The organism is Sphingomonas sp. MMS24-J13, from assembly GCF_044905095.1.
In the GTDB taxonomy this organism is placed as follows: Bacteria; Pseudomonadota; Alphaproteobacteria; order Sphingomonadales; family Sphingomonadaceae; genus Sphingomonas_I.
This window is the reverse complement of the sequence record NZ_CP173258.1, coordinates 838691-851207: the sequence shown is the minus strand read 5'-3', so window position 1 is coordinate 851207 and position 12517 is coordinate 838691. Positions and strand designations below refer to the sequence as shown.

Genomic DNA, 12517 nt, shown 5'->3' with positions numbered 1-12517 from the left:
GGCACAGCGCTCGTCGCACCGCTCCGCCATCGCTGCGCGATGGGGCTCATCCGGTTCCGGGATGGGGAGTATCTCTCTCATGCTCCGCTTCACTTTTTTGCGATTGACTTGCAATAGCAGTACTGCGAGCATTGCCTCGTGAACAAGGAGGCTGCCGATATGAAATCCGCCATCCCCGCCGCAACGTTGCTGCCCCACCCCGCCCCGATCAGCCCTTATGCGCGACTATTGCTCTACGGGATTCGGCGGATGGCAGCGGGAGGAATTGATGATGCGCACGCGGCGCATGCGTTCTTCACCGGCTTCGGCCTCGGCTATCGCCGACCGCTGATCCTCACCCGCGCGTTCATGGCGGAAGTATCGCGTGTCTCGGCGATCCGGTTAGTGGTGGCGCCGTGCTGCTGCCCGCGGACGAGCGAGGCTGAGAATGTGCTGCTTAACGCCGTGGCGGGGGCAGTTGCCCACCCCCAGGAAACGCATGATGCGCTCGCGCGCCTCCTTCACGTGCGCGAATGCCTAGGACTCGTCACCAGCGCGCAGGCTGTGGCAGCGAGCTTTGCTGACCAAGGCATGCCGCTCAACGATGATTGCAATTTTTGCAAGGGCGATGAAGCGTTTTAAAATTGCGATAGTGCGCAACAATATTATCTATGCTGCATCGCACCATATTGCGGTCTCATAGGAGAAAGTACGTGAAGTTGTTTGAAAACACGGCGAGCTTCCTGCTCGTTGTGAGCGCGCAGGCGCTCGCCATCGGCGTGATCCTCGCGATCTGACGCAGCGGTTGGGCGGGGCGGCAGAGCCTGCCGCCTGCCCACCAAGCTTTCAGCCGATTTTCATCTTCTCGCGCACCATCCACCCTAATTCCCACGCAAATGACAGGCTGGCATAAACCGCCAAAGCGGCAAGCCCCGCCCCCCACCAGCCGGCGATGGCAAAAGGCAGTATTGTCCACACCGATGCATCCGCACTGGCAAGCCAGAGCGATCGCCCTCTCTCGCTGAGGCGGCAAACGGCCTCCAGCGCCGTCATCATGATCAGCACGATCGCGGCGACAAGCCACCAGCCCCATTGTCCGCTGGCCATCGCCAGCCCCGTCGCCAGGCCGCTTGCACCCAGCGCAGCCCCGATCAGCCGTGCGGCGGCGAAGCCCCGTTCGAACGGGATCGTCCTTGCCTGGACGCGTGCCAACCGGGACGCACCCGCCGCGATCGGGCCAGCCAGAAGCAGGCAGACAAGCGTCAGCCAACGCCATCCGGCCCAGGCCATGCCACCACCGAACATCGCCAAACCCGCAGCGGCAAGCGTTGGCCAGATGGCGTTGATCCGGCGCGCTAGCAGGAACGGCAGCACCAGTTCCTCGATCGGCGCGAACACGAAGCGCGAAATCCAATCGCCCGCCGGTAGTCGTGCTGCCGCTACGATCGCGGCCTCCGCCGACGACACACTGGCAGAATCGACCAACAGCAAAGGTGCCGCTTCGTCGACCGCCAGCCGGATCGCTCCCTCCTGCACTGCCCGACGCAACAGGGTCGAGATCGGATCCCAGCTGCCCAGGATCGTGGCGGTCTCGGCGACGCGATGGCCATCGACCAGCGCGACACCGCCCCAGCGCGCGTTGGCGTCGATCCGCTCGTACCGCTCGTGATCCGCGATGTCGGCGAGCGTCGTCACTGCCGGTACCGGCAACGCCGCCAGATCGCGCAGCACGCGGGGTTCGGGCAGGCAGCCATCGGCGATCACCAGCACCTGCTGCTCGGCCAGCGCGTCGGCAGCGACATCGATCCCCTCTGCCATGCCGACCGTCAGCCCGTCACTTCGCAGGCGGCCGACCGCCGCGACGAGATCGGGTGAAACCTCTTCCACCAGCAACAATATGTGGGTCGCGCCTGCCGTGGATGCACGGCGCGCCTGTTGCTCGACCAGGGTCATGCCGGCGATCGGCATCAGTGCCCTGAGGCCCGCCGGCCCGGGCTCGTAAGCGCCAATCAGCGCGGTGAGCGGCTCCCCTGCCATAACGCCATTGGATAGGGCACGCAGCGATCGAATCAAGCAAAGGTCTACGCTTTCGCGGAACTACAAAGATGATAGAGTCTGACAATGAACCAGAGCGTGCAGGCCAACGAGAATGAAGAAGTCCCCGACTGGTCGGCCGACGCCGGCGAGGCGGTACCCGATTCCGGGCACGCGATGTGGGAGGCCCCCGCCCCTTCACGCCACTGGCCGACCATCCTTGTCTGCCTGCTGTTGGGCCTGTTTGCCATAAGCTGGATCGTCGCGCTCGCGATCGGAATTGCTCAGGCGACGCCGCCCGAGGGGCTGCCCCTGCTCAAGCTCGCTGCCTGGATAGGGCTCGGCAGCGGGCCACTGGCCTTGTTCGCGATTCTCTATCTGTTGCTGCTGCGTTCGGGTCGAGCCGAAGCCAATGCCTATTCGCGCGCCGCCGCACGGTTGCGTGCCGACAGCGAATCGCTCGCCGGAATGCTTGCCTTGATGACACGGCAGATCGAGGAGGGGCGCAGCGCGCTCTCGGCGCAGGCCGGCGAGCTTCAGGCGTTGGGCAACGACGCCAGCGCGCGGCTCGGCGGGACCGCAGCGGACCTGCGCAGCCAGGCGCAGGCGTTCGGCGCAGCAGCCACCACGTTCGAGTCCGCGACGACCCTCGCACGCGCCGATCTTGGCGTGTTGATGACCGATCTGCCGCAAGCCGAGGAAGTTGCCCGCCTGCTCGGTGAGAAATTACGCGAAGGCAGTGCCGAAGCCGACAAGCGCATCCGCACCTTCAACGAGCTACTCGCCGAACTGGAAACGCGCGCCCGCGCCGCCAGCGAGGGTACCGGAGGCGCCGCCGCACGGCTCGCCGGCCAGCTCGACCGGATCGAGGCCGCCGCTGCCGCCGCGGACCGTCGGATCGAGGATGCCGCCATCTCGATGGGCCGCGCGGTCGACATCACGATGGAGACGGTCGCCGAAGGCGTCGACGAGACGCGCCGCGTCGTCGGTGAACAAAGCGCCGCGCTGACGGCGCTGATGGCGCAAGGTCAGGCGAATATCGGCACGGCTGGCGAGGATGCGGTGCGGATCCTGTCGGCTCGCCTCGATGCTCTGGTATCGCGAATCGATGCGATCGGTGCCGGCCTTAGCGGGCAGGAAGAGGCTGGCCGCGGGTTGCTCGACCGACTCGAGCAGACGATCGCGGCGGTCGAAACGCGCCTCGCCGCGCTGGGTGAAGCCGGCGTCGCACACACCGCCGGTCTCTCGGAGACGGTGATTGCGCTCGCCGACAATGCCGATGCGGTCAGTCGTTCGCTCGGCGGCAGCAGCCAGGCCGCCGACACCCTCCTCGGCCGCGTCACGCAGTTGCGCGTGCAGGCCGAGGCCAGCAGCGTCGCGATCTGCGAGACGATCCCGTCGGCGCTATCGCGCATTCGTCTCCACGCCGAACAGAGCCTGCAGGCGATCTCCGGCGCGAGCCAACGCGCCGATGGCCTTAGCGAGGCAATTACGACGGTCGGCGAAAAGCTCACCGAGGCCGATGCGCTGCTTCAACGACAAAAGGGCGCGCTCGACGAGGTCGGCACCCTCGCCGGCGAGCGGCTGGCGGGATTGCACGAGCAAACTGCGGCGCTCGAAGCCTTGCTGGTCAAGGCAGATGAACAGATGCGCTCGCTGACCGAGGGCACCACCGGCAATCTCATCGAGGCGTTGCTCCGCGTCCGCGAGACTGCCACGCAAGCGTCGGATCATGCCCGCGACGCGATCAGTGCGGTCATCCCGCGCGTGGCGCAGCGGCTGAGCGAATCCGCCGCGCGCGCCTTGAGCCAGGCGATCAGCGAGGTCGGCCAGACCGAGATGGCGGGAATCGGCGCGGCCTCCGAACAGGCGATCGAAAGCGCGCGGCTGGCAGCCGAGCGGCTTACCCGCCAGCTCGTCACGATCGCCGAGACCTCGACTGCGATCGATGCCCGCATCGCCGAGAATCGCGAGCAGACCGAGGCGCATGACGAAGCGAACTTCGCGCGCAGCGTGAGCCTGCTGATCGAAGCGCTCAACTCGACCGCGATCGACGTCGCCAAGATCTTCTCGAACGAAGTCACCGACGAGCAGTGGAAGGCCTATCTCCGCGGCGACCGCGGCATCTTCACCCGCCGTGCGGTGCGCCTGCTCGACCGGGTCGAGGTGGGCGTGATCGCCGGCCGCTATGGTGAGGACGCCGAGTTCCACGAACAGGTCAACCGTTACATCCACGATTTCGAGGCGCTGCTGCGCCGGGTGATGGCGACCAAGGACGGCACGCCGATCGCGACGACGATGCTCTCTTCGGACGCGGGCAAGTTATATGTGGCGCTAGCGCAGGCGATCGAGCGGCTGCGGCGCTGAAGCGCCTAGCCTAAAGACAGACGCTCTTCTTCGTCATCCCAGCGCAGGCTGGGGTCCGTGAGAGAGGCGCGCGCTCATATCCTGCTGAGATCCCAGCCTTCGTTCGGATGAGGTGTTGCAGGATTAAGCGGGCTTGGCGCGACGCAATTCAAAGGATGCGAAGCGCCCACAGGATCAACATCACCCAGAACGCGATCAATCCACCGAGTACGAGGAACAGCCCTGCCCCTATCGGCGCATCGTCGACAATGTTCTGCCCGGCTTCCGTCATGCATCGCTCCTTTATGACAGGATGACGTAATCATCCGCCAAGATGCACATCGTTTCGGAGCGGTTTAATCCGTATTTCTACCGACCGAGCATGGCCTCGGGCCGGACAACGCGGTCGAACGTGGGCTCATCGACCAGCCCCAGAGCGAGCCCCGCCTCTTTGAGCGTCAGGCCGCGGGCGTGGGCATGTTTCGCGATCTTGGCGGCATTGTCGTAACCGATCTCGGGCGCGAGCGCGGTGACCAGCATCAAGGATCGATCGACCAAAGCCGCAATCCGATCGCGATCGGGCTCCAGTCCTTCGATCGCGCGTTCGCGGAAGCTGTCGATCGCGGTCGCAAGCAGATCGATCGAGCGCAGCACATTGGCACCGATCATTGGCTTGAACACATTGAGCTCCAAATGCCCCTGCAGCCCACCGACCGTGATCGCAACATGATTGCCCATCACCTGCGCTGCAACCATCGTCAGCATCTCGCACTGGGTCGGATTGACCTTGCCGGGCATGATCGAGCTGCCGGGTTCGTTCTCGGGCAGCTTGAGTTCGCCGAGGCCGCAGCGCGGGCCCGAGCCTAATAAGCGGATATCGTTGGCGATCTTGGACAAGGCAACGGCGAGAGTGTTCAGCCGTCCTGAAAAATCGACAAGCGTGTCGTGGGTCGCCAGCGCCTCGAACTTGTTGGGTGCGGTCTCGAACGGCAGGCCGGTGATCGACGCAATCTCGGCGGCGACATCTTCCGCGAACCCGGCCGGCGCGTTGAGCCCGGTGCCGACTGCGGTGCCCCCCTGCGCCAGCTTGCACAGGCCATGCTCGATCAAAGGCGCGATGCGCTTCCGCCCGGCGCGGATCTGCGCGTGATAGGATGAAAATTCGTCGCCAAGCGTCAGCGGGGTGGCGTCCTGCAAATGGGTGCGACCAATCTTGACGATATCGCCCCACGCCTCGACCTTCTCGAGCAAGGCCGCTTCGAGCCGTTCGAGCGCCGGGATCAGCAAGCGGCTCGCAGCGAGCGCGGCGGAGATGTGCATCGCGGTGGGAAAGCTGTCGTTCGACGACTGGCTCTGATTGACATGATCGTTGGGATGGACCGGCGATTTTCCACCGCGCTTGCCGGCCAGCATCTCGTTCGCGATGCCGGCAATCACCTCGTTGACGTTCATGTTCGTCTGGGTGCCCGATCCGGTCTGCCAGATGACCAGCGGGAAATGATCGTCATAGTCGCCGGCGGTCACCGCCGCCGCAGCCAACTCGATCACGTCGGCCAGTGCCCCATCGAGCCCGTGCTTGCGGTTAACCCTTGCCGCCGCCTGCTTTACGATGGCGAGGGCATGAATGATGCCGATCGGCATGCGTTCGCGTTCGCCGAATGGAAAATTCTCGATCGATCGCTGGGTCTGCGCGCCCCAGTAAGCGTCGGCGGGAACTTCGATCGGGCCAAAGCTGTCGGTTTCGGTGCGGGTGCTCATAATGCCTGATCTGGGCTTGCGCCTCGACAAAGCAAGCCCGTCGGCCGGGCTTTTAACGACCGAACAGCCACCACAGGCCGGCAGCCGCCAGTCCAAGCTCGACGATGAACACGAAGACCGCATCGAGCGGGATCTTCCAGGGACGATGCTGCTGCCACAATTCCCGCAGATCGTCATGCCCGCCCTGCTGCTTGACCGGCGCAACCCGCCCGAGATGGACGACTGGCGAGCGGGAGAAAGCACGCGCTTCGCCCTCGGCCTCCAGCGGGCGTTCGAACTTGCAGCCATATTCGTTGTCGCGCTTCCACGCCACGAAGGCGCGCGTCGATCCCGCGCCGGCCAGGCCGATGCTGATCTCCTGACCGACATCGAGCTCGAAAGCGGTCGAGATGCGCACGCCGGTGGCCGATACGTCGATCACCATCACATCGACCGGCATCGCGCCATCGGCCCGCATCGTGCTTGGCGCCATAGCCGGCCGCCGTTCGGCGATACGCGCCTCGTTCTTCACCCGATCTGCACCCGCCATCCGCGTCGTCTCCGCAGCCGGTCTAGGCGATCAAGGTTTCCGAACTATAAAGCGCAGCGCCAAGATCGGCATGTCCGTAGACATTTTTACTATTTCTTGCGGGTAAAATCGACCGAGACGACGTTCGATCCCTCTTCACTCGTGCGCACGACCGGATCGTTCTCCGGCGCGGCGATCTCCTCGGGCTCCTGATTCTCGACCTGGGCCGAGAAGTGGAGCGCGAAATCCACCGCCGGGTCGTGAAAGGCGGTGATCGCGGCGAAAGGAATCGAAAGCTTCGAGCCGACCTGATTGAACGAGAGACCGACCTCGAAGCCGCTTTCGGAGACGTGGAGATCCCAGAAGCGATTCTGGATCACGATCGTCATCTCGTCGGGATAGCGATCTGTCAGATGCTTGGGGATATCGACGCCCGGCGCACCCGTCTTGAAGGTGATGAAGAAGTGGTGCGCGCCGGGAAGGCCCCCACCCTTTTCCACCTGGCCCAGCACGCGGCCGACCACGGCACGCAAAGCGTCCTGGACGATCTCGTCATAGGGAATCAGGCTGTCGGGCGCGCTGTCGCTCATGGGCCTTCAACTGAACGCCGACGCGTGGCTGGTCAAGCGTTGCCTGTCGGGTGACGCACGCTATAGCGACGCGATCATGCGCACAGCCACGATCAACCGCAAGACCGCGGAAACCGCGATCGACGTCACCGTCAACCTCGACGGAACCGGGATCTACGACGTTTCGACCGGGATCGGGTTCCTCGATCATATGATCGAGCAATTATCGCGCCATTCACTGATCGACATCACGCTCAGGTGCGACGGCGATCTGCATATCGATCAGCACCACACGACCGAGGATTCGGCGCTGGCGCTCGGCCAGGCCGTGGCAAAGGCGCTGGGCGACCGGCGCGGCATCACGCGCTTCGGCACCGCTTATTCGCCGATGGACGAGACTTTGAGCCGAATCGCGATCGATATTTCGGGGCGGCCGTTCCTGGTGTGGAAATCGGGCTTCAGCCAGACGAAGCTCGGCGAACTCGATACCGAGCTGATCGAACATTGGTTCCACAGCTTCGCGGGCGAAGTGGGGCTGACTCTCCATGTCGAGACGCTCTACGGCCGCAACAATCACCACATCTGCGAAAGCATCTTCAAAGGCCTCGCGCGCGCGCTGCGCCAGGCGATCGAGATCGATGCGCGCAAGGCGGATGCGATTCCCTCGACCAAGGGCACTTTGGGCGGCGCGGCATGACGCTTGCCCTGATCGATTACGGCGCAGGAAATCTCCGCTCGGTCGATAATGCCCTGCGAGCGGCAGGAGCGACCGATGTCAGCGTCACAGCCGATCCCGATGTCGTCGCCGGCGCCGATCGGATCGTGCTGCCCGGCGTGGGCGCCTTCGCCGCCTGCATGGGGGCGCTGTCCGCCATTCCTGGCATGGTCGATGCGCTCGACCGCCGCGTGCGGGTCGAGGGCTATCCCTTCCTCGGCGTCTGTGTCGGCATGCAGCTCATGGCCGATGCGGGCGAGGAATTCGGCACGCACCCCGGGCTCGGCTGGATTCCCGGCACGGTCGCGAAGCTGGAGCCGGCCGACCCAGAGGCACGTGTGCCGCATATGGGCTGGAACGATGTGACGCTGACCAAGCCGCATCCTTTGATCGTCCCGGGCGAGGCCTATTTTCTTCACAGCTTCGCGTTTCATCCGATCGATGCAAGTGATCTTGCCGCCGTCACCGAGCATGGCGGCCGAGTGACGGCTGCCGTCGCGCGCGACAATCTGGTCGGCGTTCAATTCCACCCCGAGAAGAGCCAGGCCTATGGACTGGCGTTGCTCGCGCGGTTCCTCGAGTGGCGGCCCTGATTCCATGAGCATCACCATCTATCCCGCGATCGATCTGAAGGGCGGCAAGGTCGTCCGTCTGGCCGAGGGCGATATGGCACGGGCGACCATCTATAATGACGATGCGGTCGCGCAGGCCAATGTGTTCCACGAGTGTGGGGCCGATCATCTCCATGTCGTCGATCTCGACGGCGCCTTCGCCGGTGCCTCGGTCAACGGCGATGTCGTGGCCGAGATCGTCGAGAGCTTTCCCGGCCAGGTGCAGGTCGGTGGTGGAATTCGCGATCGCGCGGCAATCGACCGCTGGATCGAACGGGGCGTTGCCCGGGTGGTGATCGGTACTGCTGCGCTGACCGATCCCGAACTGGTGATCCAGGCCGCGAAAGACCTGCCCAACCGCATCATCGTCGCGGTCGACGCCCGCGACGGCATGGTCGCGACCCACGGCTGGGCCGAGGTGTCCGACGTGACGGCCGCCGATCTCGCCAACCGTTTTGCCGATGCGGGTGTTGCGGCGGTGTTGTTCACCGATGTCGGCCGCGACGGCTTGCTCAAGGGCTGCAATGTCCGGGCGACCACCGCGCTTGCGCGTGCGGCACGGATTCCGGTCATTGCGAGCGGCGGCGTTGCCGGCCTGGTGGATATCGCCGATCTCGCCCGCCACGCCAGCGAAGGCATCGAAGGCGTGATCTGCGGACGCGCGATCTACGAAGGCAAGCTCGATCTGCGCAAGGCGCTGCGGCTCGCCCACGACGACGCGCTATGAGCGTCCGCGTCCGCGTCATTCCCTGCCTCGACGTCGCCGGCGGGCGCGTGGTGAAGGGCGTGCAATTCCTTGATCTCACCGATGCGGGCGATCCGGTCGAGCAGGCGAAGGTCTATGACGCCGCCGGTGCCGACGAGCTCTGCTTCCTCGACATCACCGCCAGCCACGAGAAACGCGGCACCTTGCTGGACATCGTCGCGCGCACCGCCGCGGTGTGCTTCATGCCGCTGACCGTCGGCGGCGGGGTGCGGACGCCCGAAGACGCGCGCGCCTTGCTGCTGGCAGGTGCCGATAAGGTCGCGATCAATTCCGCGGCGGTCACGCGGCCCGAACTCGCCGCCGACATCGCCGACCGCTTCGGCGCGCAATGCGTCGTCGGCGCCATCGATGCCAAGGCGGTCGCTCGCGGCCGCTGGGAGATCTTCACCCATGGCGGCCGGACGGCCACCGGGATCGACGCGGTCGAACATGCGGTCCGCCTGGCCGAACTTGGCGCAGGCGAATTGCTCGTCACCTCGATGGACAATGACGGCACCAAGGGCGGCTATGATCTCGCGCTGACCCGCGCCATCGCCGACGCGGTGAGCGTGCCCGTGATCGCGAGCGGCGGGGTCGGAACACTCGACGATCTGGTCGCGGGTGTGGCCGAAGGCCATGCGAGCGCGGTGCTGGCCGCGAGCATCTTCCACTTCGGCGAGCATACGGTGGCGGAAGCGCATGCTGCCTTGGCAGCAGCGGGCTTTCCCGTCCGCTCGCACGCGGGATAGTCACTTATGCCGGACACACTCGCCCGCCTCGAAGCCACGATCGCCGCACGCAAGGGCGCCGATCCCGCCACCTCCTACGTCGCGAGTCTCTTCGCTAAGGGCCGCCCCCGGATCGCGCGCAAGCTCGGCGAGGAAGCGGTCGAGGCGATCGTCGCGTCGCTGGCCGAGGACAAGGCCGCGCTGACCGGCGAAGCGGCGGATCTGCTGTTTCACCTCATGGTTTTGCTGGCAGATGCCGGGGTTCGGCTGGACGACGTGATGGCCGAACTCGATCGCCGCGAAGGCGTCTCGGGCCATGATGAAAAAGCCAGCCGCTCGGTCATGCCCTGAACGTCATGCCAGCGAAGGCTGGCATCTCAGGAGATGAAGCGAGCCCCCTACCCTCACGAGACCCCAGCTATCGCTGGGGTGACGGGTTTGCATGAGGAGCATTACTATGCCGATCGACGCCACCCTGCCCTATGACGACAGCAACATCTTTGCCCGCATCCTGCGCGGCGAGATACCGTCGAAGAAGGTCTATGAGGACGAATTCGCCCTTGCCTTCCACGATATCAGCCCGGCGGCTCCGATCCACATCCTCGTGATCCCTAAAGGCCCTTATGTCTCTTGGGACGATTTCTCGGCCAGGGGGGCAGATGCGGAGATCGCCGGATTCGTGCGCGCGATCGGCAAGGTCGCGCGCGATAACGGCCTGGTTGCGCCGGGCTATCGCCTGTTGGCCAATACCGGCGGTCATGGCGGGCAGGAGGTTCCGCATCTCCACGTCCACCTGTTCGGCGGACGGGCTCTGGGGCCGATGCTCGCGCGATAGGTGCACTGCACAAGGCCCTATTGCGCTTGAAGGACAAGCCGTTAGGCTCCGCACATCACAAGATGGGCCTAAGCGCCCGCAAAAAGGGTTCCCGCATGCTCTTTGACCGCGTCAAGCCGCTCGACGCCATTCTCGCGACGGCCGAGAAAAAGGGTCTCCATCGAACGCTCGGCGCCTTCCAACTGACGATGCTGGGCATCGGCGCGGTGATCGGCACTGGTATTTTCGTGCTGACCTCAGAGGCTGCGCAAAAGGCCGGCCCGGGCATGCTCTTCTCGTTCATCGTCGCCGGCTTCGTCTGTGCGGTCGCCGCACTTTGTTACTCCGAGCTGGCATCGATGGTGCCGGTGTCGGGATCGGCCTACACCTACACCTATGCGGTCGTCGGCGAACTGCTCGCCTGGATGGTCGGATGGGCGCTGATCCTCGAATATGCGGTCGGCGCGAGCGCGGTCGCGGTCGGCTGGTCGAACCATGCGGTCGGGCTCCTCAAAGGGCTCGGCATCAACTTTCCCGCCGCGCTCAGTAACGCCGATGCGCTCATGGCCAAGGCGCAATTGGCCTTTGGGGCCGCACCGTCCGCCGATCTGACCACCGCGCTCCAGGTGGGTGGCTGGGTCAACCTGCCGGCGATCATCATTTCGGGGCTCGTGACATGGCTCCTCATCATCGGCACGACCGAGAGCGCGCGCGTCAACGCGGTTCTGGTCGCGATCAAGATCCTGGCGCTGACCCTGTTCATCATCCTGACGATTCCCGTCATGAACGCCGAGAATTTCAAGCCCTTCCTGCCCACCGGCGGTGCCGGCGTATTCGGCGCCGCGGCGTCGATCTTCTTTGCTTATGTGGGCTTCGATGCGGTTTCGACTGCCGCGGAAGAGACCAAGAACCCGCAGCGCAACGTGCCGATCGGGCTGATCGCTTCGCTGTCGGTCTGCACCATCTTCTACCTGCTGGTCGCATCGGGCGCGATCGGCGCGATCGGCGCGCAGCCGGAAATGACCGCGGGCGTCTCGCTCGCCCCGGGATCGGCCGAAATGGCCGGGCGCTGCGCTTCGGTCGTCGCATCGGGTGCGATCGAGCCTCTGGTCTGCTCGAAGGAGGCACTGGTCCACGTGCTCGACACGATCGGATGGCATAAGGTCGGCCGTCTCGTCGGCCTCGCCGCCGTGCTGGCATTGCCCTCGGTCGTCCTGATGATGATGTTCGGCCAGACCCGCGTCTTCTTCACCATGGCGCGTGACGGCTTGCTGCCGGCAAAGCTTGCCTCGGTGCATCCGCGCTACCGCACGCCGCATGTGGTCACGATGGTGACCGGAGTCGGCGCAACGATCGCAGCGGCCTTCCTTCCGGTCGGCAAACTTGCGGATTATTCCAATTCGGGCACCTTGTTCGCCTTCCTGATGGTGGCGGTGTCGGTCATGGTGCTCCGCGTCATCAATCCGGGCCGCCACCGGCCCTTCCGCATGCCGCTGGTCTGGATCATCGCCCCGCTGGCGATCGTCGGCTGCCTGGGGCTCTATATCTCGCTGCCGCTGACCGCGATCCTCGTCCTGCCGGGCTGGGGCATCATCGGCCTGCTGGTCTATTTCTTCTACAGCCGCTCGCGCAGCTATGTCGGGCGCGGGATGATGCACGGCGCCGACGAGGAGGAGGATATCGCGCCGCCCGTTCCAGGCACGCTTTGAA

15 protein-coding genes are annotated in these 12517 nt (G+C 65.0%); 10 read left to right on the top strand and 5 right to left on the bottom strand.

The genetic code is table 11. The features are described from left to right. The first annotated feature begins 159 nt into the window (after positions 1-159). Together AB4Z44_RS04065 and AB4Z44_RS04060 are read left to right on the top strand one after the other, a co-directional pair. Complete coding sequence (locus tag AB4Z44_RS04065) at positions 160-621, top strand: DUF6628 family protein (RefSeq protein WP_404712793.1); 462 nt, start codon at positions 160-162, stop codon at positions 619-621. 29 nt (positions 622-650) lie between these two features. Then, the gene (locus AB4Z44_RS04060) at positions 651-776 is read left to right on the top strand and encodes a hypothetical protein (RefSeq protein ID WP_404712792.1); all 126 of its coding nucleotides are present in this window, start codon (positions 651-653) and stop codon (positions 774-776) included. 49 nt (positions 777-825) lie between these two features. Here AB4Z44_RS04060 and AB4Z44_RS04055 read toward each other — a convergent pair whose 3' ends face one another. Next, positions 826-2016, bottom strand: coding sequence for a hypothetical protein (locus AB4Z44_RS04055; RefSeq protein ID WP_404712791.1), 1191 nt, complete (start codon positions 2014-2016; stop codon positions 826-828). Positions 2017-2100: 84 nt separating this feature from the next. On the opposite strand from AB4Z44_RS04055, the gene AB4Z44_RS04050 reads away from it, so the two are divergent. Further along, positions 2101-4380, top strand: a complete 2280-nt coding sequence (locus AB4Z44_RS04050; protein ID WP_404712790.1) for a hypothetical protein — start codon at positions 2101-2103, stop codon at positions 4378-4380. A gap of 148 nt (positions 4381-4528) precedes the next feature. Here the strand turns inward: AB4Z44_RS04050 and AB4Z44_RS04045 are convergent, their stop codons facing one another. From AB4Z44_RS04045 to AB4Z44_RS04030, 4 genes are all read right to left on the bottom strand, one after another. Beyond that, positions 4529-4651, bottom strand: a complete 123-nt coding sequence (locus AB4Z44_RS04045; RefSeq protein ID WP_404712789.1) for a hypothetical protein — start codon at positions 4649-4651, stop codon at positions 4529-4531. A 77-nt stretch (positions 4652-4728) separates the two neighbouring features. Then, positions 4729-6117 (bottom strand): class II fumarate hydratase, encoded by a 1389-nt coding sequence (fumC, locus tag AB4Z44_RS04040; RefSeq protein ID WP_404712788.1) that lies wholly within the window; start codon positions 6115-6117, stop codon positions 4729-4731. A gap of 52 nt (positions 6118-6169) precedes the next feature. Further along, complete coding sequence (locus tag AB4Z44_RS04035; protein WP_404712787.1) at positions 6170-6646, bottom strand: PilZ domain-containing protein; 477 nt, start codon at positions 6644-6646, stop codon at positions 6170-6172. 89 nt (positions 6647-6735) lie between these two features. After that, entirely contained in the window at positions 6736-7215 is a 480-nt protein-coding gene (locus AB4Z44_RS04030) for an SspB family protein (protein WP_404712786.1), read from the bottom strand. A 76-nt stretch (positions 7216-7291) separates the two neighbouring features. Between AB4Z44_RS04030 and hisB the strand changes: the two genes are divergently transcribed. From hisB to AB4Z44_RS03995, 7 genes are all read left to right on the top strand, one after another. Then, positions 7292-7891, top strand: coding sequence for an imidazoleglycerol-phosphate dehydratase HisB (gene hisB / locus AB4Z44_RS04025; protein ID WP_404714346.1), 600 nt, complete (start codon positions 7292-7294; stop codon positions 7889-7891). Then, entirely contained in the window at positions 7888-8502 is a 615-nt protein-coding gene (gene hisH / locus AB4Z44_RS04020; protein WP_404712785.1) for an imidazole glycerol phosphate synthase subunit HisH, read from the top strand. Before hisB ends, hisH begins: the two co-directional genes overlap by 4 nt. Before the next feature lie 4 nt (positions 8503-8506). Further along, entirely contained in the window at positions 8507-9247 is a 741-nt protein-coding gene (gene hisA / locus AB4Z44_RS04015; RefSeq protein ID WP_404712784.1) for a 1-(5-phosphoribosyl)-5-[(5-phosphoribosylamino)methylideneamino]imidazole-4-carboxamide isomerase, read from the top strand. Then, positions 9244-10014, top strand: a complete 771-nt coding sequence (hisF, locus tag AB4Z44_RS04010) for an imidazole glycerol phosphate synthase subunit HisF (protein ID WP_404712783.1) — start codon at positions 9244-9246, stop codon at positions 10012-10014. Before hisA ends, hisF begins: the two co-directional genes overlap by 4 nt. Positions 10015-10020: 6 nt before the next feature. Beyond that, positions 10021-10344: a phosphoribosyl-ATP diphosphatase gene (locus AB4Z44_RS04005; protein ID WP_404712782.1), complete on the top strand. Its 324-nt coding sequence runs from the start codon at positions 10021-10023 to the stop codon at positions 10342-10344. Between the two features lie 106 nt (positions 10345-10450). Continuing rightward, positions 10451-10828 carry a histidine triad nucleotide-binding protein gene (locus tag AB4Z44_RS04000; protein ID WP_404712781.1) on the top strand — a complete coding sequence of 126 codons (378 nt, stop codon included), beginning with the start codon at positions 10451-10453 and terminating at the stop codon, positions 10826-10828. A gap of 95 nt (positions 10829-10923) precedes the next feature. Further along, a complete protein-coding gene (locus AB4Z44_RS03995; RefSeq protein WP_404712780.1) occupies positions 10924-12516 on the top strand; it encodes an amino acid permease in 1593 nt (530 codons plus the stop codon). Position 12517 lies beyond the last annotated feature (1 nt).